We start from the raw sequence: 23647 nt of genomic DNA, 5'->3' as shown, positions 1-23647 counted from the left end.
GATCGACGGCCCGCCCCCAGGCATCGGGTCCCGATCCGGTGTCCTGGGCGGCGCGGGCCTTCTTCACCCAGCCCCGCAGCGACTCCGGACTGATCCCGAGTTCCCGCGCGACCTCGGTCACTGGCCGGCCCGACGGCCAACACGAGTTCGACCGCGTCCCAGCGGAGCCTACGGATCTATGCCCACTCCACGCCCAGCTCCCGCAGCGCGCCCAGCTGCTCCGCGCTGAGCTTGCCCCGCCTGGATTTGGTGTTGGAGACCCATACGCCCAGCTTCACGGTCACGGGCTCGGTCTCGCCGCCGACTGTGATCTCTTCGCTGTGCCCCCGCGGCACGGGCCGGTGAGCGCCCTCGCGTTCCACCCATTGTGCGAGGGCTGCCAGGCCGCGCTGGAATGCCTGCTGTGCCTTGCTCGACACCTTCGTCGCACGCGTTGCTGCCGGGCCGCCAGTCGGCGCCTGGGCGGGCTGTACGCCCAGTCGGGTCAGCCGTTGCTGCTGCTCGGTCGCCAGCTGCTTCCAGGTGGCCGGCTGTTTCTGCCGCTCCAGCCACTTGCCCAGGTCGTCGCCGTCCATGAGGACGCCGGGTGTGATGTCGGGCAGTACACCGTCGGCGTCGACCAGGTCGGCGAGGACGCGGTAGTGGCGTTGCCAGTCCAGTGGCCAGGGGCAGTCCCAGTCCGGGTCGATTGCCGCGAGCTGCTTTGCGCGCTCCGCCGCCCGCTCCGCGTCCTTTCCGAGGCCGTCTTTGCGGCGGAGGTTGGCCATGTGCTGCCCGATGGGCACGGGTTGGCCGCCGGCGCCGTCGTCCCAGAGGGCGTCCTGGCGGGGTGCGAGGTGCCCCGTGGCGCGCCGGTACGAGCGCAGCGCGGCGAGTTTGGTCTCCCATGCCTCTTCGCCGGGCTCCCAGACCATGCCGGCCTCCGGGGCGTCGAGCAGCTCCTTGCGCCGCTCCTCGAGCTCTCCGGCCCGCAGGGCCTTTCTCTGCTGGTGCACCCACCGCCCAAGTGGAAACGCCTTGGTCGTCCCGACTTCGGTCTCTACGTCGTAGGGGACGGCGTAGAGGCCGGTGATCTGGTTCTCCTTCCGCCAGCGGAGGAGGGCCTGGTAGCCCTCCAGCCACACCAGGGATTCTGGCCGGTAGACCCGGGTGCGCAGGAACGCCGCAATCGTGCTGGCGTCCCGGGGAGAGGAGAAGTGCAGCAGCGCCGACTCGACCGCACTGTCGGTGTCGCCCTGCTCCTGGTCCTCGCCGCCGACCCCGACGATCCGTCCGTCCTCGTCGCGCCTCACGTGCACTGTGCGCTGTCCGCTGGTGAGGGCGCGGGAGGCGAGCTGCTCCACGAGTCGTTCGTCGTGCGAGCGCAGGCCCTGGAGCACGGCGACAAGGGGGCGGAACGAGGCGGAGGCGATCATGTCGGTCGGGTCCTCGCCGGCCTGGAGGAAGACGGGCACGATGATCCGCGCGACCTTCGTGGAGCCGTCCCGGTTGGGCCGCAGGGCCCGGCCGATGTTCTGCACGATCTCCACCTGGGAGCCGCGGGTGTCGGCGAAGCAGACGGCCTCCAGCTCGTAGAAGTCCGCGTCGATCGACGAGGCGGGGAGCCGGTCCGCGGCCGCCAGATCCTCATCCGAGGTGTCATTGACGTACAGCTCGGCCGCCGTCTGCGGCAGCTTCTCCGCGAAGGCGGCGGCCTCCTCCACCTTCTGGTGGAACGTCATGACCGTACGCAAGTTGTACGCCGCCGCGTGCTCCAACAGTGCGGTCTGCAGCAGCGCGAGGCGCCGACCCCGCTGCGCCTCCTCGGACTCCCCGAGGACCGGCGAGGGGTCGCGGATCTCCAGCACGTCGATCTCGAACCCGGCGAGGATGCCCCGCTCGATCGCCTCGCTCAGCCCGAGCTCGGCCAGCCACGGACCGTACGTCCCGTCCGGGTCGTCGGCCATGCTCGCGATCTCCAGCTCCTGCCCGCCGATGCCCTTCCGCGGCCGGGGCGCGGCCAGGATCCGCGGGGTCGCGGTCAAATACAACCGGAAGTCCGCCGGGATCCGGGCGTTGTCGTGAATCGCCGCCCACGGCCTGCCCAGATCCCCCGCCGTGCCGTGGGCCTCATCCACAATCGCGAGATCGAACCCGCTCATCGACTGCCCGTACAGCCGCTCCCCGCCCGCCAGGGCGGCCTCCAGCGGCCCGCGCGCCTTCCCTTGGCCCAAGGGGTCCTCTGGGTCCTCGCGATCCACCAGGGAGGCGTACGTGGCGAACACGACGACGGGCCCGCTCCCGGCCCACAGGGCGAGCTGGATCGCGTTGGTGGTGGTGCGCACCCCCAGCCGCTCCAAGACCTCGTCCTTCTCCAGCGAGCACACCGCGACCATCGGGGAGCGGTGGCCCACCAGCCGCCACGCCTGAGCGGTCTGTGCGAGCAGGTCCAGGGTCGGCACGGTCACCAGGATCCGCCTGCCCGGGAAGCAGTCCAGCGCGCACGCGGCCGCGGTGATCGTCTTGCCCGATCCGGTCGCGGACACGATCGTCCCCCGCGCCCCCTCCGGCGGCACGGATGACCTTGCAGGAAATCCCACCCACCTCCGAAACGCCGACTTCTGATCGACCTGGTGTTCCCGAAGCCGAATACCCAGCATTTCCACGCTCCTCCTCTCCTGCGTTCCGCGTAATTCAGCGTCCTAGAGTCACGAATCTGGGGTCTGACCTGCGCGGACATGGGTGAGGGCGCCCGAGAGGCGTTTCTCTAGGCGCTGGTGTTCGTGCTGGTCAGCGGGGTGCGGGTTCGAGGGCGATGATCTGCTTCGGTGCGGGGGTGCCGAGCTTGGCCAGCAGGTCGGTCTGGGGCTTGGTGAGGGTGGTGACCTGCCGGAACAGGCCGGTAGGGCCGGTGAAGGTGCCCAGGTGGAGCCGGTCGAGCTCGCGGCGGACGGTCGGCCAGGTCGCGCCGGCGGTGGTCTCGATGATGCGGATCAGCAGCAGGGCGAGCCAGCAGAGGACGACGTGGGCGCGTATGCGTTCCTCGAGCCGGTGATAGACGGGCCGCAGGTCGATGATCTGCTTCATGTCCCGCCAGCCCCGCTCGACTTCGAGGAGCTGCTTGTAGCCGAGCGCGATGTCCTCCGCGGACAGGTCCGGGTCGGAGCATCGCAGCAGGTACTTGCCGTCGAGGTTCTCCTCGGTCTTGATCTTCGCGGTGTCGATGCGGAGCTTGCCGGCCGGGGTGGTGCGGAGGTAGCGGTTGAGGCCGGGCTTGTCGGCGATCTTGCCGCGGAGTTCGCCACGCTTGAAGTCGCTGAGCTGGTCGGTGTCTTCGATCAGGGTCGTGAGCTGGGAGACGAGCTGTTCGCGTATGTGCTGGTCACGGGTGGCGGCTTCGGGGTTGTGGCAGATCACGAACCGTTCGGTCTCCGAGATCCGCACCTCCTTGACCCGCATGTTCTGGGCGATCTCGCCGTAGCGGCCCTGGCGGGACAGGGCGGCCTTCACCTCCGGGCTGCCGGAGCGGAGTTTCTCGCCGACGATGTAGGCATGGTCGCCCTGGCGGAGGTAGCGGCGGTTGCGTTCGCTGGAGAATCCCCGGTCGGTGACCCACACGATCTTGGAGAGGGTCCAGTCCCGCATGTCGTCCTTGACCTGCCGGATCAGCTTCTGGTCACCGGTGTTGCCGGGCCAGGACCAGACGCGGACCGGGATCCCGTCCCGGGTGACGGCCATCCCGATCACGATCTGCGGCAGGTCACCGCGGGAGTCCTTGGACTTGCCGAAGGTGCGGAACCCGGCCTGATCCGCGGGCTCGCCGTCCTCTTCAGCGGGTGGGCCATCGTCCGTCGGGAGGCGGCCCTGGTCGTCGCGGGCGACGGGTTCGTCGGCCTCCTCCAGCTCGAAGTGGGTGCTGGTGGTGTCGAAGAACAGCAGGTCGACCTCGAGGTTGAGGAGGTTGGCGACCTCGTCGAACACCCGCTTCTCCAGGTCGTCCTGTACTTCGTGGAGCCAGTCCATCGCCCGGTAGCAGGCGTCGTCGTCGGTGGCCGGCAGGCCCTCGACACGCACGTCGTGCGTGACCCAGTCCGCGGCCGCCAGCTTCGACGACGGTGCCAGGGCCCGGTTCGCGACCAGGGAGAACAGCACCCGCTCGGTCACCGACATGTCCCGGCGCCGGCCCCGCTTGGGCTGCCCGACCTGCCCGACGATCCTGTCGATCCTCAGCCGCCGCCAGAGATGATCGAGGACGTAGGTGCCGCCGAACGGGACCGACGAGACGAACTCCAGGTCACCCGCCGCCGTCGACGCCAGGGCCTCACCCGGCTCCAGCAGCCTCGATAGAGACGCGACCAGGCGCTTCACCGCGTCCCGGTCGAGGTGGTCCTCACGGCCGAACGTGAACAGGACCTTCGGGACCGCCCGGCCCTTCACCGGATCCCACTCGTTGTGGGCCAGGTGCAGGTACCGGACCGTGCCGGACTTGTTCTCCCGCTTCGTCGTCTTCACATACACGACTCCAGACCCTACGGAGCAACTCCAGGTCAGCGCAGGTGAATCCGCAGAATCGCGTCTCTAGGCGAATCCGCCCGCGTCACCAGCCTCCAACCCACTGACCTGCACCTTCAGCCCGGCAGGGACTCCAGAACCCCCGAATTACGCGGAACGCAGGCCGCAGGGCGGGTTGATCACGAACCTCACTCGGTATGCGCATACCAGACCAACGCGCCAGAGCCCGCAAAGCAACGTGTTGATTCTTCACAAGCCCCCGGCGGAGCCCAGCGGTTCCTGTCCGCGTTCAGCGGCATCTCACCCCACTTCCGACCCCACCGCCACCTGATGACCGCCGCCGCATACCGCACCGAGATGACCACCCGCTTCGCCATCCGGGATCAGATCACCGGCGCCACCGCCCTGCCCACCGCAGCCTGAGCCTGGAGCCGGAACCCGACCCCCCACACCCGACACACCGTCAGGCACTCACACACGCACAACGTGACAGCGCCTTTCCTGCCGCCATCCGGGTCCCTGGGAGTGTGGTCATCGGTGGCGTGCGGTACCTCGAAACCATGACGACGTCCCCCGACCCGGCACAGCCGGCCGCCTCGGCCAGCACCTTTACCGCTGGCTCTCTCGCTAACCGCGCTGGCTACGATCCGATGTTTCTCGGACGAAGCGTGCCGCTGCCCCGTCCTGCGGACTCCAGCCTCGCGACGGTGCAGCTGCTGTACACGCACTTCACCGTGGTGCTGCGTCCGGACCGGAAGCTGGCAGCGGCGACGACTGTGGCCATCGACGGGGCACGGCTTCGTGCTTCGGATCGGGATAGCGAGTGGCGGTTGGACCCGCGAGTACCTGTCGGCATCCAGGCGGGGAATGAGCTGTACCTGCATAACTCCCTGGACCGGGGGCACCTGGTCCGCCGGTTGGACCCTGTGTGGGGGGAGCCTGCGGAAGCGGATCAGGCGGATGAGGACACTTTCCATTACACGAACGCGGCCCCGCAGGCGGACGTCTTCAATCAGGGGATCAAGTTGTGGTTGGGGCTGGAGAACTTCCTGCTGGACCACGCAGCCCAGTTTGATCGACGGCTGGTGGTCCACTCGGGACCCGTCCTGCTCGATGACGATCCGGTCTACCGGGGAGTGAAGATCCCGCTTCGTTTCTGGAAGGTCGCAGCCTTTATCGACGACGGTGAGCTGGCGGCAACCGCCTACGTACTGGATCAGAGTCCCGACCTTACGGACGCCGAGGCAGCTCTGGCTGCCGCCGAGGCTGTGGGTGAGCCCCCGCCTCTGGGTGCCTTCCGCACGTTCCAGGCCCCGGTCAGAGATATCGCCCAGATCACCGGCCTGGACCTGGGGCCACTGCCGGCGGTCGACCGGTTCAGGCCGGTCGCCGTGGTAGCAGGCGTGCCGAGCGAGGAGCGGTGGACGCCGCTCGGCAGCTTCCACGACATCACCTGGCAGAACGACTAGTGACAGCCGAGATCAGCATCCCCCATTCGAAGCCACTCGGGGTATCCGATCGAGCGCAAAAGCCGCATACGGCGCGCTTGCTTCGTGGACGTCGCCCGATCACTGATATCGCGAGTTCCAGAGCCCCGTCCCACCCTCAGGAGGCACCATGACGAACCCGGTTGACGGCACCCCGCCCGAGTTCATCCAGCAGGCCGCTGAACCGGTCCGCGCTCACCTGGCCACCTCAACGGCATTGAACACCTTCCTCCAGGGCGCGGGCACCCTGACGCTGGAGGAGCGCCGTCTCATCGTCGACCAGGCACTGGTCCTGCTGGAGCAGAACTACGTCCACCTGCCGCTGAAGACCGCGATGCACGCCGTGAATCCGGTACAGCGCCTGCGGGTCCTGCGTCGGCGCCTGGAACGGCAGACGCAGAAGACCATGCCCTTGGAATGGATTTTCCACGCCGAGGTGTCGGAGACCTTCCACTCGGTCAGAGACCTCCACACCAACTATCTGCTCCCCAACCCCTTCGCCGGCAAGATCGCCTTCCTGCCGTTCCTCATCGAGCAGTACACAGACCAGCAGGGCACCCACTTCATGGTCACCCACGTGGTCGAGGGCTTCTCCGCACCCGGCTTTAAGGCTGGCGTCGAGATCACCCACTGGAGCGGCATCCCCATCTCCGACGCCGTCGACCTGAACGCGGCCCGGTTCGCCGGCAGCAACACCCCAGCCCGGCGTAGCCGAGGCGTGCAGTCGCTGACGGTGCGGCCGCTGCGCATCCACCTGCCTCCCTTCGAGGAGTGGGTGACCGTCAGTTACATCGACGAGGGCGGCACGAAGCGCGAGTTGCGGGAGAACTGGCGGATCGTGGAGAACCTGCCCGCGTTTGTCAACGCGGACGCGGTGAGCGCCGCCGCCTTGTCCCAGGGCCTGGATCTCGACGCGGACGAAACCAGCCGGGCCAAGGTGCTGCTGTTCGCGCCGCGGGTCGTCGCCCAGGAGAAGGCTGTCCAGGCCAACGAGTCCTTCCCCGAACTGCGCCAGGGCGAGGTCGCCACCACGATGCCCAAGGTGTTTAAGGCCCAAAAAGTGCGGACAGAGTCCGGCACGTATGGCCACATCCGTATCTTCACATTCAACGTCGATGACCCCTTCGCGTTCGTCGAGGAATTCGTCCGTCTCATCGGCAAGCTGCCGCAGAATGGGCTCATCGTGGATGTCCGCGACAACGGCGGCGGCCACATCCACGCCGCCGAGTTCGCCCTGCAGGTCCTGACACCCCGCCGGATCGTCCCCGAGCCGGTGCAGTTCATCAACACCCCGCTCAACCTGCGGATCTGCCGCGAACACCAAACCAATCCGGACATCAACCTCGGTGCCTGGGTCCCCTCCATGGAACAGGCTGTCGAGATCGGCGCCGCCTTCTCCAGCGCTTTCCCCCTCACCCCCGAGGACAAGGCCAACGCCATCGGGCAGCAGTACTTCGGCCCGGTCGTCCTCATCACCAATGCCCGCTGCTACTCCGCCACCGACATCTTCGCCGCAGGTTTCCAGGACCACCAGATTGGCCCCGTGCTCGGCACCGACGAGAACACCGGCGCCGGCGGCGCCAACGTCTGGACCCACCAGCTGCTCTCTTCTCTCCTGCAGGGTGACAAGGCCACGCCGTACGTGCCGCTGCCGAAAGGAGCTGGCATGCGCGTATCGATCCGCCGCACCCTGCGGGTCGGCCCCCAGTCCGGCACCCCCGTGGAAGACCTCGGCGTCATCCCCGACGAGCGGCACCAGATGACCCGCCGAGATCTTCTGGAGGACAACGCCGACCTCTTCGACCGTGCCGGCCAGCTCCTCAAAAAACCGGACCCCACATGCCGTATCCATCAACGCCACCCCCGTCGACGGTGCCCTGCGACTCAGGGTGAAAGCCACCAACGTTGATCGGGTAGACATCTACCTCGACCAGCGACCGCGCGAATCAATCGATCTGGCCAACGGCCAGGCCGACGTGACAGTACCCAACGCGGACTCCGCACAGTCAGTCCGAGCAGATGGATTCGCAGCCGGCCAGTTGGTCGCCAGCAAGACAGAACAACTCTCACAGCGACCGTGACGGTGGCCCCTCCCTCGCGTGATGGAGAAGTGTCACGCTCGGCCGGGTTTGAAGTCGGATCAGTGGCCGAGGCGGCTGCCCACCGCCCGGGCGACCTCGGCGTGGGAGAGGTACTCCACGATGCTGTGTGCCCGGTCGCGGGCGTTGACGACGGCGATGTCGGTCAGTCCGTCCGCCCAGTCGTCGCCCAGCGGGCATCCGATGGCCACCGCGTCGGTCGGGCACCATGCGTTGAGCCAGTCCGTCACCTTGTCGGGACACTTCGGCCCGCCGACGAGCAGCCTGCTGTACACGCTGTCCAGGCCGAGTGGACTTCCCGCCGTGGTCAGGTGGACAAGGTTCACACCAGAGGGGAGAGCCGTGGTGAGATCCATGCCGACGACCGTGCCGAGGCTGTGGCTGACGAGGATCACTTCTCCCGTGTCCGGCATCGTTTCGAGTACGCAGTTCAGGACCTCGTCGCGGATGCCGCGGTCGTCGTCGAGATACGCGGCCACGTCACGGAAGATCAAGGCGATGGCCCAGGCGTCGAGGTCGCTCCTGGCAGCCAGCCAGCTCAGCTGCCTCTGCAAGGCCCCGACCACGTCGCCCAGGCCGGTCCGTTCGGTGGCGAGATGCCTTTCGGGGGGCATGTTCCACTTGGTGGCGGCCTCGCTGATGATCGCCTCGTACACTGCGTGGGCGCTGGGAGAGGTGGGTGCGACCACCTGCGCCGCCGTGGCGGTCGGTGCCTCGACAATGCGGGGGACGGCCTCGTGTGCGGTGAGGGCCTGCGCCAGCCTGTCGCCGTAGTAGGGGAACCAGATGTCGGCCGGGTCGACTGGGGGAGCCCGGCGCGGACGAGTCCCTGGTTGAGCCCGGCCGCCCATTCTCGGCGTAGTTTCTCGGGGTCCTTGCCCTCCTGGGAGCGACCGTGCAGGAAGACCAGATGCCGGTTGCCGCCGAACGCGCCGTCCCGGGCGCGCAGGCCTGCACGGGCGGTGGCCCTCTCGGCGACCGGACGCGGCGCGGCGACGGTGGGCGCGGGAGCGGGAATCGTCGCGGGAGCCACCTCGGCCTCGGCGAGGCGGAGGCCGGACTCCGGTCCCATCTCAGCCAGCAGAGCCTGCTGCCGGGAGGTGAGTGCCAGGGCGGCGAGGCGTTTCAGGATGGAGCTGATGCGTACGCCCTCGTTGGCCACCCAGTCGATGGCGTCGTCGCCGTCACCGGGTTGCCAGACCCGTCCGTCGCGGCGCAGGACGCGGCCCTGGTCGTCGGTCCTGGGCACCCCGCTGTGGTGGAGCGCGACGACCTCCCATTGGTCGTTGAAGACCGGGGAGCCCGAATTGCCCGGCTCGGTGTCCGTCTTGTAGTGGAGGAAGTCGTCCAGGCGTACCTGGAGCATGTTGTCGCGTACGGCGACCTCCTTCAGGCGCCCCATTGGGTGGCCGATGACGTTGACCGGCTCGCCGATCACCAGCTTTCCTATCTGGGCGCTGAGCCGGTTCCAGCCGAATGTCTGGCCCGGGGGTCGCTGGTCCGGGCCGGGGGCGACCAGCACCAGGGCGAAGTCGAGGCATTCGTCCGCGACGAAGAACCCATCGGGGTCGAGTTCCAGCCGCGTCGGCGCCTGCGGTGTGTTGTCGACGGTGACCTGGGCGTCGAACTCCACGAAGCACTGCCGGGCGGCCTCCGCGTCGGTGAGCACGTGATGGTTGGTCATCAGCAGGCTCGGTGACACGAGGAAGCCGGTGCCGAGCGGCAGCTCGCGGCCGTCCTCCCGCACCGAGATCCGGGCGACGGTACGTGCCGCCCGGGCGCCGCGCGGCAGGAAGCTCCATGCCTGCAGCTCCTTGGACACCCCGAGGATGCGTTCGTACGCGGCGGGCGCGGTCAGCGGTTCCGCTCGGACGGCCTCGACCACCATGGCGGCAGGCACCGCATGCCGGTCGAGCAGGCGGGCCACGCGCGCGGCGAGTGCCTGCTGCGAGTCCGGGAAGCTGACCCCGGCGTCCTGCTGCCGCTCGACCGCCTGCCGCTCGTCGCTGGTCTCGTGGTACCGCCCGGCAGCCGCCGCGACCTGGCGCTGGCGCTCCTCGCGAGCCCTGCCCACCGTTCCCATGTCAGTTCCCCGTCCTTCCGGCGGTGTGCCATGGCACGAAGGCGTTCGTCAGCCCTGCGAGGGCCGTACGCAGCTCCGGGTGGTGGCGCAGGAGCACCGTGATCATGCTGTTGTCGTCGATCCAGGCCATGCCGGCCTTGGAGTACACCTCGGGGGTGTAGTACTCGGTGAAGAAGCGGTCGCTGTTCAGCCGGCGTGAGGCCATCAGGATGAAGATGCGGAACGCTGTGTCACTGAAGGCGAATCCGGCCGGCAGCTTCTCCGCGTACAGCCCGACCATGAGGTCGACCTTCTCGATGTCGCCGTCGTAGAGCCGCTCGATCTGTTCGGCCCACGCCGGGTTATCTGTCAGTTCTTCGAAGCTCTCCGCGGGCTTCAGCCGCAGTAGCCGCCGGAACTCGTTGTAGCGGGGGACGCCCAGCTCCCGGCTGCGCAGGATGTCGGTGGCGGCGAGGTCCTGTAGATACCCGTCGGGACGCTCGAACTCCTGCAGGAAACTCGGGAAATTGTGCAGGGTGACCAGACCCGGGTGGAGCGTGCCGAAGCTGTAGAGCAGATCGGCCATCTCCGTGGCCTTCAGGACCTTCAGCGCCCCGGGGCCCGAGATGTCGCGGAGGGTGCAGTGGCGCAGGGGCGCGTCGTCGACGGCGGAACGCAGGTGCCACTCGTCGCGGATGAGCGGATGCATGCGGTAGACGGCCACGAACTCCTCGGTGAGGGCGTACGGGATGCCGTAGTGGTCCGTCTCGCCGCCGGGGATGCCGCTGATGACCTCGCTCTCGCTGATCCGGCCGAAGAGATTGTGGACGCGTTCGCCGGCGATGCCCCACCAGTTGGACCGCAGGGCCTTGACGGTGGTGGGGTGGCTGATCACGGCCGGCGTCCACTCCACGGTATGGATCTTAGCGAGGAGCGCGGCGTTGACGAGCCGGGCCCGCTGGAACAGTTCCTCGTCGCCCCAGGACGGATACGCGGCGTGCAGGTGGTCGCAGATCGCGTTGTGCTCCCGAGCGAACAGGTTCTGCATCATGGCGAGGCCCAGCCAGAAGCCGGGAACCCGTGAGGGATCGCGCGAGGGGTCCGAGGGGAACGGCGACTGCTCGTCGTCCCACAGATGCAGCTTGCCCAGCTCACCGGTGCGCATCAGGCGCTGCTCCGTCTCGTTCGTCCCGTAGATCTGGGAGGCGTCCCACCAGTGGGAGGACACGTTGACCCGGGTGTCAGGCGTCCCGGCGGGCGCCAATGGATCGCGGGTCGGGTCGTCCGGTGTCCGCATGATACGCATCGGGCGCTCCGGCCACGGGTCATCGTCCATGAGGGGCACTTCCCAAGGCCGTTCCGTGGGGCTTGTACCGTGGCTGAACCAGTCGCGAATCATGAACTGCAGCCAGGCGGCGACCAGGGAGTTGACCGATTCGGCCGGGATCAGCTCGTGGCGGGTGAGGAGGGCGCGGCTGACCTCGCGCGGGTTCGGCCTGGACAGGACATCCTCGGCCGTGGCCGGGGCGACTTTGTCCAGCGGGATGTTGCGGCCGAAGCGGGTTCCTGCCATGCCCATGCGCGGCTCGTCGAGGTCGTTGTGGCTGCCGTCGGCGGTCCGGTTGACCTTGTGGCTCTCGGACGGCGGCGCGGGATCGGGAAGATTGACAGAGGGCAGTTGGGTGGTGTCGTGGAGGTTCTTCTGGCGGAGTTTGACGCGCAGCCCGAGGAGGGTCAACAGACCTGGGGTGACGGCCAGTTTGTCCCAGCCGGTACGCCGGTCGACGTACCCAGCGATGCCAGTGACGATCCGCCAGGGGAGGGAAGAGCGGTATCCGGCTACGGAACGCCGTGCGGCGCGTCGTTGCGTGCTCATCGGACACTCCTTGGGTCAGTTCTGGTCGTTTCGCGTGGGTGACAACGAGGCCGTGGCGGTTCAGGCGCGGGCGGCATCGCCGAGGATCACGTCACTCGCTTTCTCGCTGATCATGTAGATGGGAGCGGCGACGAAGAATCCGGGAATGCGGGGGAAGACCGAAGCGTCGACGATCCGCAGGCGGTCCACCCCGCGTACCCGGAAGCTGCTGTCGACGACGGCCGAGGGGTCGTCCGCCCGTCCCATTCGGCAGGTGCAGGAGGCGTGGTGGCCCCAGGCCTCGTCCTGCACGAAACGGCGGACGCCCTCGCGGCCGCGGACTTCCTCGCCGGGCCACAACTCCTTAAGGATCACGGAGCTGGCCTTGCGGTTCATTCCGCGCACGAATTCCACGGCGTCGGCCATGGCTTCGAGGTCCAGGCCGTCCTTGTCCGTGCCCTCGGTGAAGTAGTGGAAGTTCACCAGCGGGGTGTCGCGGGGGTCGGTGGAGCGCAGCCGCACCCGGCCCCCGGTGTTGTGAGTCCGGCTTTTGAGGATGGCCCAGGTGAAGCGGTCCCGGTGGCGTGTCAGGTCGAGCGAGTAGCCTGGGTAGTAGCCGCGGAAGTCGAAGGGGCCGCCGAAGATGAACAGGTCCGGGGCGTCCAGCTCCGGGCGGGACTTGCGGGTGACGCCGACGACAGCACCATTGGTCGTGTACAGGCCCTCGCCGCGCTGCCAGGCCCGGTAGCAGCGGTCCGGTTCGGCTGCAGGCTCCGGCGCGTGGAAGTCGCAGTCTTTGATGGCCGGGAACTCGCGGTCCATCTGGCTGACCACGCCGACCTCGTAACGGTCCTGCAGATTGGTGCCCACGCCCGGCAGATCGATCCGTACGGGGATGCCGTGCCGCCCCAGTTCCTCACGCGGTCCGATACCCGAAAGCATCAGCAGCTGGGGCGTGTTGAAGGCTCCCGCGGCCAGGATCACCTCACGGGAGGCGAGAACTCTGCGCCGGACCGGTGACTCAAGGTCGCTGTGGCTGCCGGGGTCGGCCCGGTAGGCGTGCGGCTGGTCCAGGTAGTCGACGCCGGTCGCCGCTCCGGTCTCATCCAGCACGACCCGGGCCGCCAGGGCGTGTGTACGGACGATCAGGTTGTCCGGGTGGCTGCGCTGTACGGTCTGGACGCGCTCGCGGGCGGCGCTGCGCCGTCCGTTCGCCGTGGAGATCGGGATCTGCCACAACCCTTGCAGGGCACGCGTCTGAACCCGCCAGTCGTTGGGATCGACGAAGGACTCGAACCCCTCCAGCGGGGACAGCGGCCGGTCGAGGAAGTCGGCGAGCGTGTCCCGCGCGGCGGAGAGAATGAGCTTCAGCAACTGCTTGTCCTGGATTGCAAGTTCAGGGTCAGCGAGGTCGGTCGGCAGCCAGCCGTCGAATCCGTGCCGTGCGTCGTTGCGGTACCGGGCGGCCGCGAAGGGCAGGAGCTTCAGCAGCGCGGCCAGTAGCGGGTTGCCGGGCGGCTCCTTGGGCTTGGGTCGGTACGTACAGCGTTCCAGCCGTTCGAAGTACTGGCGCATGGCCGTGCTGTGCCATGTGGCGTTGCCGGTCTCCTCCGCGATCGCGTCCCAGTCACGGTTGTACGGATAGACGGTGATCAACGCGTGATGCGCGGTACAGCCGCCGACCGCCCCGGCGCGCGGGTAGAGGATGCCCGTGCCCGGAACGAGCTTGCTGTCGCGCCGGTGCTGCTGCTCGTCGGCGTAGTGCCGTACGAAGTAGTCCCAGCGTTGGACAGGGTCCTCGGAGGCGTCGCCGTGGAAGGCAGGCACCAGGTAGTTGTCGTTCTCTTCGGCGCCGCCCGCGTCGAGCAGCAGGACGCGCATGCCTGCGGCGGCGAGGTTAGCCGCCAGCGGTCCGCCGCCAGCGCCCGCGCCGACGACGACGTAGTCGAAGCCCGTCTCAACCGGGGGAGCACCGGACTGCGTGGTCACTTCCGCTTCCCTTTCCCAGAGGCGGTGGCGGCCAGGACCGTATTGGTAGCTGAGATGAGCGTGATGAGGGCGGCAGTGCGGGGCGGCACTTGGCCGCGGATGCCGAGCATGGCCGCTGTCGCGGTGTCACTGCCGTGGATCAAGATGCCCTCGCGCAGGTCTTCCCGGAGCCGCTCGCCGCGGTTGGCCAGCAGATCGAGGCCGAGCAGGATCGTACGGATCCCGAAGAGCCGGAAGGCGTAGACGGCCGCTGGACTGAGCTCACGGTCGGGGTCGAGACGCTGGATGAGCAGGGCGGGCGCCAGCAGGCCGGTGGCCCCGTTGAAGAGCCGGACTCCGGCCAGCGCGTAGACCGAGGCAGGGCGACGGGCGGCGGCGCGTTGCTTGGCCATGATCTATCCCCTTGAGGGTGCGGTGACTTCTACTGCGACGACGGAAACCCAAACAGTCATCAGATACAGCAGGAAATGCACTCAAAAACACACTATGGGAACGACTGCTCGCACGCATCTCGCACCTCACACCTCGAGACCATGGCCGCGGCGCCTACGCGGGGTGGCCGCTCCGGATGCGTCAGGTTGACTCCGGTGGACGGGTCGAAGACATGGCCCTTCGCCAGGCGCTGTCACGTTGTTGAGGGTGTGAGAGGACATTACGGGGCCTAACCCTGGGTATTCAGCGGAATTGGGGGACCTGACGCCCCGATAGCAGAATGGTGCCGTTGACCTGCGAGGATGCGAGTGTCTAGTCCGTATCCGTTGCGAGAGTCAGGGCACCTTTCTGGTGGTCGAGAATACAGGGTGGGACCGTCGGCTGTCGGTGGCGGCTGACGGGAAGAGGCTGGTCGGGCACGCCGGGGCGGTGCTGTTGCGCCGGTGCGCGGACCGCACGGGGCTCACGCAGGCGCTGGCGACGGTGTTGCCGTCCAGCACGGTGGCCGGCTGGCGAGACCGTGCGGCAGTGCTGGTGCAGCTGGCGGTCGCGATCGCGCTCGGAGCCGAGAACCTGTCGGAGGCCGAGCAACTCCAGTCGCATCTAGGTCCTGTCTGGAGTCCGGATCATGATTGTGGTGCGATGCTGCGGAGCCAGAGCATCGCACCGCATAGGTGCAGTCCGGCCGCGTAGCTCTCCGGGGTCTTGTCGTAGCGGGTCGCGATGCCGCGCCAGTTCCGTAGCCGGTTGATGCACCGCTCCACGGTGTTGCGCTCGGTGTACAAGGCCGCGTCGTGGCTGACGGGGCGGCCGCCCTTCGAGCCGCGCTTCTTGCGGTTGGCGGCCTGGTCGACCTTCTCCGGGATCACCGCCCGGATTCCGCGACGCCGCAGGTAGCGGCGGTTGCGGCGGGAGGAGTAGGCCTTGTCCGCGGCCACCGCGTCCGGTCGGGTCCGGGGACGCCCGACCGGCCCGCGCACCTTCACCCGCTCCAGGACCGGGACGAACTGCGGGCTGTCGCCGGCCTGTCCGGGCGTCAGGACGAACGCCAGCGGGCGGCAGCGCCGGTCGGCCGCCAGATGGATCTTGCTGGTCAGTCCGCCCCGGGAACGCCCCAGTTCGGCGGCCGTCAGGCGGGCCCGGTGTCGTCGGCGGAGGCGTCGCCGCTCGGTGCGCGGGTTGTCTTCGGCCGGCCCGTCTTGCGGCTCTTGTCCCTTCGCGGCACCCCCTTTTCGGACTCGGCGGCCGCTTCCAGGGCCGCCAACTGCTCAGGGTCGAGGGCCATCCCGGCGGCGTGGTGGTGGGCCCGGGCGGTCGCCGAGTCCACGCTGACCAGGCCCAGGTCCACCTGGTCGCGGGCGGCGGCCTCGGCGATCACGGCCTCCATCAGGTACTGGAAGATGCCCTGCGTCGCCCAGATCCGGAAGCGGTCGTACGCGCTCTGCCAGGGGCCGAACTCATCCGGCAGGTCGCGCCAGGGGCTGCCGGTGCGGAACCGCCACATCACCGCGTTGAAGTGTTTCCGCAGGTCGGGGATGGGCCCGACCGCAGCGACCGGGAGATGGGGCTCGATCAGGGCCCACTGGTCGTCGGTGAGATCGCCTCGCGCCATGACTGATGGCCTATCAAAACCGGCCCTCATGGCGCAGGCGATCTACCGAATCCGTGATCCGGACTCCAGACAGGACCTAGGGCCTGACACGCCAGGCCGACCCACAGCGAACACACGCAGTCAGGCTATGGCCCAAGTGGTGATCAAGGGTCTCGGGTGCTGTGCTGGATAAAGGACTCATGAGTACTCAGAGCCTCTCAAACTCCTTGGAACCGCCGAGAACCGCCGATGTCGGCTGCTGATTTCGGAAGGTGGGACGACGATGGCAGTACCTCAGTGGCGAAAACTCGTTGATCACATCCAGAGTGTCCCCGAGGGTGTCTATGAGACGAATCTACCCGGGACCGGCTACAACAACCGGACGCAGTTCGGAAAGCAATTCGGCGAAGACGGACAGCCGTGGTGCGTCATGTTCGACTGGGACATGTACGCGGACGTGAGTCTAGAGCACCTCGTACCCAAGACCAACAATGTCACTGCCTTCAGCGAATGGGCGCGCGTCCGCGGTCAATGGTCCGATTACCCCTCGATCGGGGCGTGGGTCAACCTCTCCGAAGGCAAGCACACCGAACTCGTGGTCGGCTTCGACGCGACACACATCCGCACCAAAGGCGGCAATACGGTGGCCGCGGACGCGACGGACGCCGGTCAGGGAAACGGCGTCTACTCTCACCGGACCGAACGCAAGAGCTCCAAGGTCGTCGGTTACTTTGCGCCCAAGTTCGAGGACAGATGCCCGCCTACGGCTGACCCGGACAACCACCGGGGCGGCACAGCCATGGAGTCCTGGCTCTGGCCTGGGACGGCGCTGCCTGCCGAGGAGCGCACGGTGACCGCCTCACACCTGGTGTTCGGGGCGCGCAATACTTCGGTGCGGACCGTCCAGAGGGCCCTGGCGAGGGAGGTCGGGCTTGATTACGCCGCCGCGCCCGGAACGTTCGGGCCGCGCACGAAGGCGGCAGTCGCGGCGTTCCAGCGCAAGCTGGGTCTGACCGGTGCCGACGCGGACGGGGTGTTCGGCCGCTACTCGCTCACCGAACTGGGTCGCCGACAGGGTTTTGTCGTCCTCGGGCTGGACTTCTTCGACGGCCGGCATCAGCCGGACGACGACGAGGCAGTGGCTCCGGAGGCGCGGAGCGCCAAGGGCTACACTGCGATCCCGTTCGAGGCGGTGACCTTCGGTCACGTGACGGACGGCAGCACCACGGCCGCGGCCAAGGAGGCATGCCGAATCCTCGGCGTGCCGCAGACCCACTGGGTGCCGGGCATCTTGGTTGCTGCCAAGCGCGAGTCGTCCTACAACTTCAACGCGGTCAACGCCTGGGACAGCAACGCCGTCGGCCCCAAGCAGAGCGATGGCCATCCGCTCAACTGCTCGCGCGGCGTCCTCCAGGTCATCCCGCCGACGTTCGCCGCGTACCACCACTCCGGCACCTCGAACGCGATCTACGACGGCGTCGCCAACATCTGCGCCGCCATGCATTACGTGATGGTCCGTTACGGCGTCTACCGGGATGGATCGAATCTCGCAGGCCGCGTCCGCCAGTTCGACCCCACCCGTCGACCCGGTGGTTACTGATCACCAGCCGTCGAAAGAATGTTCCTCATGTCCAAGTTCGTACTCCTGTCCCAAGTCAAACCCGGCGCGCGCAACGACAGCGTCCTGGTCGTCCAGAAGGCCTTGGCAGCGGCCGTGGGACTCGACTTCAGCTCGGGCCCCGGCGTCTTCGGCCGACTCACCCAGGACGCGTACGCCAAATGGCAGCGCCACCTCGGCTTCTCAGGTGCGCAGGCGGACGGAATTCCGGGAGAGGTATCGCTCAAGAAGCTCGGCGACCGCTTCGGCTTCAAGGTCAGCCTCGACGGCCACCAGCCATCGGGCACCTCGGGCGGCCGGGTAGCCCCCCGGTGCCTGAGCACCACGTCACCTACCGCTTCGGGATCAAGAACCCGCGCTACAAGGCCGGTTACCACACCGGGGACGACTACGCCGCGCTGGAGGGGACCCCCGTGGTCGCCGTCCGCAACGGCACGGTCCAATGGTCGAACAACAACGGGGGCGCGTACGGCCGCTGGATCGGCCTTCAAGCCGACAACGGTCGGGTCTACGTCTACTGCCACCTGTCGCAGCGAGGCGTCCAACCGGGCCAATCGGTGAAGGCGGGCCAGAAGATCGGCAAAGTCGGCAAGACCGGCAAGGTCACCGGCCCTCACCTCCACTTCGAGGACCACCCGGCGGGCCCGTTCGTCTATGCCCAGTGCCGCAAGCCATCATGGTGAGCAGCCCACGGGAAACGGTCAACGGGACGCTGTCACGTTGTTGGGTGGGTGGGTCTCTGACGGCGCGTCGGGGCGTGGCGGGGGTCGGGTTTCGGGCCGGTGCTCAGGCTTCGGCGGGCTGGCCGGCGGCGCCGGTGGCCTGGTCCCAGATGGCGAAGCGGTGGATCATCTCGGTGCGGTATGCGGTGGCGGTCATCCGGTGGCGGCGGGGCCGGAAGTGGGGTGAGATGCCGCGGAACGCGGCCGGCAACCGCTGGGCTCCGTCGGGGGCTTGTGAAGAATCAACACGTTGCTTTGCGGGCTCTGGCGCGTTGGTCTGGTATGCGCATACCGAGTGAGGTTCGTGATCAACCCGCCCTGAGGTTCGGGGTGTTGTTTCCGCATCTGGATGAGCGGCAGCGGCGGCTGGCGCTGGCCATCGAGGCCCGGCTGCTGGGCCATGGCGGGGTCCGGGCCGTCGCGCGCACTGCGGGCGTGAGCGAGACGACGGTGCGGAAGGGGGTCTTCGAGCTGGAGGGCGGCGAGGATCCGCTGCCCGGCGGGCGGGTTCGCCGCTGTGGTGGGGGAGCCGGTTCGCACCACCCGAAAACGCCCCGCAGAAGGCCGAATCGCCATGTTGATTCTTCACAAGCCCCCGGCGGAGCCCAGCGGTTGCCGGCCGCGTTCCGCGGCATCTCACCCCACTTCCGGCCCCACCGCCACCTGATGACCGCCCCCGGCTACCGCGCCGAGATGACCATCCGCTTCGCGACCTGGGACCAGATCACCGGCGCCACCGCCCTGCCCACCACGGCCTGAGCACCGGTCCGGGTCCCCGGCCCCCACCACGCCCCGACGCCCCGCCAAGCGCCAACACCCTCGACAACGTGACAGTGCCGTCCGGTCGCAGCCGGACGTGTAGCCCATCGGGGCGGAATCGCATCGCCGGCAGAGCCAGCCGGACGTGAAGGAAACGCTCCGTACGGTAGCCAGGGCTCATGACGTCTCCCTTGAGGGGCCCGAGTCGAATTTCTGGCGTCGCGCCGGGAATTCCTGTCCGGACACAAGAGGGACTGGTGACAGCGGAAAGGACCTCGACGACATCCACCAGACACGCCCGGAAGGGCCTGGTTCTTTGTTCCTGATCCACGACGCCCGGACCACGTCCGAACGTTTCCTCCAGACGCATCACCAAAAGGAAAAGGCATGGCGATTTGCATTCATCACATTACGCTGCGTCCTGAGGCGGACGAGAACGCGTTCAATCGATTCGCGGCCGAAGAACTTCTCCCTGCTGCGCGAACTTTCACGGACCGTAGGGCGGGGTTGCATGACGATCGCCATGTGATCGTCAAGGACCACACCAAAGAGCGAACCTACTTGTGGATCATCGAGTGGACCCTTCAAGGAGGCGAGAGCCCTGATTCCTTCATCGTGGCCGTCGGGCCACGACTGAAATCGAAGCTCGATGCCTTCGCTGTGCATACCTTCAAGCTCTATGCTGTCGTGGCGCGGTCCAGCCATGAATCCATCGTGACACCGACCCTCGACGTCTCCGATGAACTCACCGACTCCGAAGGCTGGCTCGGCGAAGACAGCTGGAACGTCGTGTGAGCATTCCGCCGGAAAGGTGCCACTGACACGGCAGCTGTAAGTCTTGATCGTTGACGTGTCTGCGCAGGTCAGGGGTGGCACGGACATGGGAACGGCCACCGCGATCATGGTCGTTTGTGAGGACAACGCAAGATGTGGTGGCCGTGGAGGCCACGATAGCCCAGCAGGAGTGGACGGCCGCGTTCGGGGACGTGATGGCGCAGGTCGCGGACTGCTTCCCGCGACGGGACTCGCGGCTGCTGGCCCGGGAGGCGGTGCAGGCGATGCTGATGGAGCTGGAGCGGCGCAACTGCTGGTCACTGGCCGAGGCGCTGGGGCATGGCGGGCCGCACCGGCTGCAGCACTTCCTCTCCCGCGGCGCGTGGGACCACGACCTGGCCCGGGACCGGCTCGCGACCTGGGCGGCCGGTGAACTCACCGAAGAGGAAGCAGTGTTGGTGGTGGACGAGACCGGGGATGCGAAGTCGTCCACGGACTGCTTCGGCGCCGCCCACCAGTACTCCGGCGCTCTGGGCGGGGTCGGCCTGTGCCAGGTCGCCGTGCACCTGACCTACGCCTCCACCCGCGGCCATGCGCTGATCGACCGGGAGCTGTACCTGCCGGCCGGCTGGGCCACGGACGAAGAGCGCCGCCTGCTACGGCACGTGCCCGACACGGTGGAGTTCGCCACCAAGCCGCAGCTTGCCGCCGCCATGCTCGCCCGCGCCCGATCCCTGGGCATCGCGGCGCGCTGGTTCGCCGGGGACGAGGTATACGGCGGGCGCGAGCTGCGCCGCACCGCCCGCGCCCTGGGCTTCGACTACGCCCTGGCCGTGAAGGCCGACCACCGCGCCACTACGCCGGTCGGCCGCCTGAGTGCCGCCGAACTCGCCCGCCGTGTCCCGAAGAAGGCGTGGATGCGGATGCGCACCGGCCACGGCCTCAAGGACGACCGGCACTACGACTGGGCCCTGATCGACGTGATCGAGGACGACACCCCCGCCGGCGAAGCAGCCGCCGCCGGGCACGCCCACCTGGTCGTCCGCCGCCACCGCTACACCCGTGAAGTCTCCTTCTACCGCTGCCACTCCACCACCCCCGCCAGCCTCGCCGACCTCGTGGACATCATCTGCACCAGGTGGAAGATCGAAGAGGACTTCCAAGGCGCGAAGGGGACCGCCGGCCTCGACCAGGGCCAGGTGACCTGCTGGAACTTGTGGATGCGCTGGAGCCTGATCAGCCTCCTGGCCGCCGCGGTCCTGACCGTCACCCGCGCCCGCGCCACCGGCCCCGCCGGCACCGACCTCGTCCCGGCCAGCCCACGCGAACTCCTGGCCGTCCTCCGCGCCACCGTCATCCCGATGCCCCGCCGCGACCTCGAGCACATCCTGCACTGGTCCGCCTGGCGCCGCCGCCACCAGCACCGCGCCACCACCTGCCACCGGCACTGGAACAACGTCACCGCGGAGGCGACCACATGACCCGACGCCCAAGATCAAGACTTACAGCTGCCGTGTATGAGCCTGACGCAACATCACGATCGTTTACTGCCCGCCCGCTGAGTAGGCCCGGAGCGCGGTGCCGGGATTGCTCCCGGTCCGTCTCTCCGGACCTCTCGCCGAACCCGCCGTGCGCCTCTCAACGCAACGGGCTCTCCACGGTCCCTGCCGTCAGGCGTGGTTGATACTGGTCCAGGGATTGGGGATCCTCGACGCCCGATAGCGGTAGCGGGTGACCGTCACCGCTTCGATGTCGAACAATTCGATCCCGTCCGCGTGTGGGCGGCGCCAGCCCCCGCGGGGGTCGGCGAGCCACCGGCGGACGTCCTTCCACCGCCAGCGATGCAGGGCTCTCAGCCACCGGACCACCCGCCACCAGACGAAGTACTCCAGTTTACTGAAGGTGTCTTTGGCCACTGCGTGCTTGAAGTAGTTGGCCCAGCCGCGCATGATCTGGTTGAGACGAATCAGCACGTCCCTGGGTGGGAGTTGCGACGTCCTGTGTGTCAGGGCACGGATCTTCGCCTTCAGCGACCGGAGGGGCCGGTCGGCGATGAAGGTGTAGACGTACCACTTGTTCGTGCCTCGCTTGCGGCGCCACTGGATGCGGAACCCCAGGAAGTCGAACCCGTCGGCCATGTCCACGATCCGGGTCTTGGCCGGTGACAACCGAAGTCCCAGAGGTTCCAGCACATGAGCGACGTCTTCGTGCAGCACTTCGACGTCATCGCGAGTGCCGTTCACGAGAACGACGAAGTCGTCCGCGTAACGGACCAGCCGCCACCTGGGCAGCCCTCGGTAACGACGCATCGTCCGCCGGGAGTTGGTACTCATCTCTCCGCCGTCCTTCCACGGCCCGTGCAGGTGCTCGTCGAGCGCCGACAGGACAATATTGAAGATCAGCGGTGAGAGGATCCCGCCCTGCGGAGTGCCGGTGTGGGTGTCCTGATACCGGCCGTCCTCGGTGAGGACACCGGCCTTCAAGAACGCCTTGACCAGCTCCAGCACGCGCTTGTCCTTGACCCGGGCCCGCACCGCGTCCATGGCGGCGAGGTGCGAGACGTTGTCGAAGGCCGCCTCGATATCCGCATCCAGCACCCATCGATAGCCTCGGGTGCCGAAGTAGTGGATCTCGGCGATCGCGTCCTGGGCCCGCCGGGCGGGCCGGAACCCGTAGGAGACCGGCTCGAAGTCGGCCTCGAAGACGGGCTCCAGCACCAGCTTCAGTGCCGCCTGGACCAGGCGGTCCTCCACCCGGGGAATCCCGAGCTTGCGGACCTTCCCCGAGCCACCGGGCTTGGGGATCATGCGTTCACGCACCGGCATCGGGCGCCAGGCCCGTGCCTTGAGCCGCTCACGCACGTCGGCCAGGAACACCGGGACGCCGATCTCGGACTCGATCCAGGCGACCGTGCGCCCGTCCGCGCCCGGAGTCCGCGCCCCCTGATTGCCCGCGACCCGGTCCCACGCGATGCGCAGCGTGGCCGGGTCGTGCACGAAGTTGAACAGGTCGTCGAACCCGCGGCCCGGATCGGCCGCCGCCCAACGGTGAAGCTTGGCCTGCATCTCCGATACCCGCCGGCGGGGCCCCGGTTCGGGGTCCGCCGACGGAGCACCGCCGTTCGGCAGTGCGTCTTCCGGCATTGCAGCATCCTTCCCTTCTCGATACCGCTGCCGCCCTTCCCCATGTGACCGGCTCTCCCGGCCTCGGAGTACTACGGCGGCTCCGCCCCGTCCCGGACCGATCGGTCGTCGGTGGACTCGGCCCCACCCTCACCGCCGGACGCGGCGTGCGGGGCAAGGACCGGAACGGTTCCCGTGTTCACTGCGGTTCGCTCGATGAAGGAGGAGCCCGACTGTGTCCCTGTGGCATCGCCGCGAGTACGCCGCAGACCTTCCCCACGGCCTCCCGGACAGCTCTTGAATACCGCCCCAGGAGTTCTCCGGGCCACCCGAACGGATGACCCGGATACGCGCCACTCCCGGCCCCCATCCGCCAGGTTCGAGCCGGTGTCGCTTTGAGAGACGTAAAACGCCGGTTCCTCGCGTACTCCTCTCCATCACGCTCGCCGGACCCGCACCATCTGGCAGTACTGGTACGTCCCGGCTTTGTCAGGGCCGCTTCCCGCCCTCCCCGGCACCACCCGGATCAGGCTGCCCTCAGCTTCAACATCCCTGCTGCGACAGGGTGTTGGTGCAGGTCTTCCACCTCCACTCGAACCGACAGCGCCTCACGGCGCAACCAAGATCCCCGACAGAGTCCTTCAAT

The 23647-nt window shown here is 68.0% G+C and carries 15 protein-coding genes and 4 pseudogenes; 9 read left to right on the top strand and 10 right to left on the bottom strand.

Annotated elements, in window-relative coordinates; translation table 11 throughout:
- Positions 1-176: 176 nt before the first annotated feature.
- Entirely contained in the window at positions 177-2639 is a 2463-nt protein-coding gene (locus WJ438_RS01515; RefSeq protein ID WP_406723615.1) for a Helicase associated domain protein, read from the bottom strand.
- Positions 2640-2769: 130 nt separating this feature from the next.
- Positions 2770-4491 carry an IS1634 family transposase gene (locus WJ438_RS01510; protein WP_406723614.1) on the bottom strand — a complete coding sequence of 574 codons (1722 nt, stop codon included), beginning with the start codon at positions 4489-4491 and terminating at the stop codon, positions 2770-2772.
- A gap of 261 nt (positions 4492-4752) precedes the next feature.
- Between WJ438_RS01510 and WJ438_RS01505 the strand changes: the two are divergent.
- The 3 genes and pseudogenes from WJ438_RS01505 to WJ438_RS01495 all read left to right on the top strand — a co-directional run.
- Positions 4753-4914 (top strand): annotated as a pseudogene (locus WJ438_RS01505) (IS6 family transposase); the annotation flags it as partial.
- Positions 4915-5033: 119 nt separating this feature from the next.
- A complete protein-coding gene (locus WJ438_RS01500) occupies positions 5034-5960 on the top strand; it encodes a DNA/RNA non-specific endonuclease (RefSeq protein ID WP_406723613.1) in 927 nt (308 codons plus the stop codon).
- A gap of 148 nt (positions 5961-6108) precedes the next feature.
- Positions 6109-7887, top strand: coding sequence for a S41 family peptidase (locus tag WJ438_RS01495; RefSeq protein WP_406723612.1), 1779 nt, complete (start codon positions 6109-6111; stop codon positions 7885-7887).
- Between the two features lie 231 nt (positions 7888-8118).
- On the opposite strand, the gene WJ438_RS01490 is transcribed toward WJ438_RS01495, so the two are convergent.
- The 6 genes and pseudogenes from WJ438_RS01490 to WJ438_RS01465 form a co-directional block, all read right to left on the bottom strand.
- Positions 8119-8631: a hypothetical protein gene (locus tag WJ438_RS01490; protein ID WP_406723611.1), complete on the bottom strand. Its 513-nt coding sequence runs from the start codon at positions 8629-8631 to the stop codon at positions 8119-8121.
- The gene (locus WJ438_RS01485) at positions 8616-10160 is read right to left on the bottom strand and encodes a trypsin-like serine peptidase (RefSeq protein WP_406723610.1); all 1545 of its coding nucleotides are present in this window, start codon (positions 10158-10160) and stop codon (positions 8616-8618) included. The genes WJ438_RS01490 and WJ438_RS01485 overlap by 16 nt, the downstream gene beginning before the upstream one ends.
- Before the next feature lies 1 nt (position 10161).
- Positions 10162-12015 (bottom strand): peroxidase family protein, encoded by a 1854-nt coding sequence (locus WJ438_RS01480; protein ID WP_406723609.1) that lies wholly within the window; start codon positions 12013-12015, stop codon positions 10162-10164.
- Positions 12016-12075: 60 nt separating this feature from the next.
- Positions 12076-13983: a GMC family oxidoreductase gene (locus WJ438_RS01475; protein ID WP_406723608.1), complete on the bottom strand. Its 1908-nt coding sequence runs from the start codon at positions 13981-13983 to the stop codon at positions 12076-12078.
- Positions 13980-14375, bottom strand: a complete 396-nt coding sequence (locus WJ438_RS01470; protein WP_406723607.1) for a hypothetical protein — start codon at positions 14373-14375, stop codon at positions 13980-13982. The genes WJ438_RS01475 and WJ438_RS01470 overlap by 4 nt, the downstream gene beginning before the upstream one ends.
- 666 nt (positions 14376-15041) lie before the next feature.
- Positions 15042-16027: pseudogene (locus WJ438_RS01465) on the bottom strand (IS5 family transposase).
- A 262-nt stretch (positions 16028-16289) separates the two neighbouring features.
- Here WJ438_RS01465 and WJ438_RS01460 point away from each other — a divergent pair.
- Positions 16290-17606 (top strand): peptidoglycan-binding protein, encoded by a 1317-nt coding sequence (locus tag WJ438_RS01460; RefSeq protein ID WP_406723606.1) that lies wholly within the window; start codon positions 16290-16292, stop codon positions 17604-17606.
- A gap of 329 nt (positions 17607-17935) precedes the next feature.
- Positions 17936-18307, top strand: a complete 372-nt coding sequence (locus WJ438_RS01455) for a M23 family metallopeptidase (RefSeq protein ID WP_406723605.1) — start codon at positions 17936-17938, stop codon at positions 18305-18307.
- A gap of 103 nt (positions 18308-18410) precedes the next feature.
- On the opposite strand, the gene WJ438_RS01450 is transcribed toward WJ438_RS01455, so the two are convergent.
- Positions 18411-18557: a hypothetical protein gene (locus WJ438_RS01450; protein WP_406723604.1), complete on the bottom strand. Its 147-nt coding sequence runs from the start codon at positions 18555-18557 to the stop codon at positions 18411-18413.
- Between the two features lie 71 nt (positions 18558-18628).
- Here WJ438_RS01450 and WJ438_RS01445 point away from each other — a divergent pair.
- The 4 genes and pseudogenes from WJ438_RS01445 to WJ438_RS01430 form a co-directional block, all read left to right on the top strand.
- A pseudogene (locus WJ438_RS01445) lies at positions 18629-18913 on the top strand (ISAzo13 family transposase); the annotation flags it as partial.
- 30 nt (positions 18914-18943) lie between these two features.
- Positions 18944-19105, top strand: a pseudogene (locus tag WJ438_RS01440) (IS6 family transposase); the annotation flags it as partial.
- A 387-nt stretch (positions 19106-19492) separates the two neighbouring features.
- A complete protein-coding gene (locus WJ438_RS01435; protein ID WP_406723603.1) occupies positions 19493-19900 on the top strand; it encodes a hypothetical protein in 408 nt (135 codons plus the stop codon).
- Positions 19901-20043: 143 nt separating this feature from the next.
- On the top strand, positions 20044-21360 hold the full coding sequence (locus WJ438_RS01430; protein ID WP_406723602.1) for an IS701 family transposase: 1317 nt from the start codon (positions 20044-20046) through the stop codon (positions 21358-21360).
- Positions 21361-21549: 189 nt separating this feature from the next.
- Here the strand turns inward: WJ438_RS01430 and ltrA are convergent, their stop codons facing one another.
- Positions 21550-23022, bottom strand: a complete 1473-nt coding sequence (ltrA, locus tag WJ438_RS01425; protein ID WP_406723601.1) for a group II intron reverse transcriptase/maturase — start codon at positions 23020-23022, stop codon at positions 21550-21552.
- Positions 23023-23647 lie beyond the last annotated feature (625 nt).

This window comes from Streptomyces sp. GD-15H, from assembly GCF_045291515.1.
GTDB lineage: Bacteria > Actinomycetota > Actinomycetes > Streptomycetales > Streptomycetaceae > Streptomyces.
The sequence above is the reverse complement of the archived record's forward strand: the minus strand, read 5'-3'. Positions and strand labels throughout refer to the sequence as shown.

Excerpts from the sequence above, each read along its gene's own strand:
- WJ438_RS01515 (WP_406723615.1), bottom strand. The coding sequence starts at position 2,639 with ATGCTGGGTATTCGGCTTCGGGAACACCAGGTCGATCAGAAGTCGGCG.
- WJ438_RS01495 (WP_406723612.1), top strand. The coding sequence starts at position 6,109 with ATGACGAACCCGGTTGACGGCACCCCGCCCGAGTTCATCCAGCAGGCC.
- WJ438_RS01485 (WP_406723610.1), bottom strand. The coding sequence starts at position 10,160 with ATGGGAACGGTGGGCAGGGCTCGCGAGGAGCGCCAGCGCCAGGTCGCG.
- WJ438_RS01480 (WP_406723609.1), bottom strand. The coding sequence starts at position 12,015 with ATGAGCACGCAACGACGCGCCGCACGGCGTTCCGTAGCCGGATACCGC.
- WJ438_RS01470 (WP_406723607.1), bottom strand. The coding sequence starts at position 14,375 with ATGGCCAAGCAACGCGCCGCCGCCCGTCGCCCTGCCTCGGTCTACGCG.
- WJ438_RS01460 (WP_406723606.1), top strand. The coding sequence starts at position 16,290 with ATGGCAGTACCTCAGTGGCGAAAACTCGTTGATCACATCCAGAGTGTC.
- WJ438_RS01435 (WP_406723603.1), top strand. The coding sequence starts at position 19,493 with ATGGCGATTTGCATTCATCACATTACGCTGCGTCCTGAGGCGGACGAG.
- ltrA (WP_406723601.1), bottom strand. The coding sequence starts at position 23,022 with ATGCCGGAAGACGCACTGCCGAACGGCGGTGCTCCGTCGGCGGACCCC.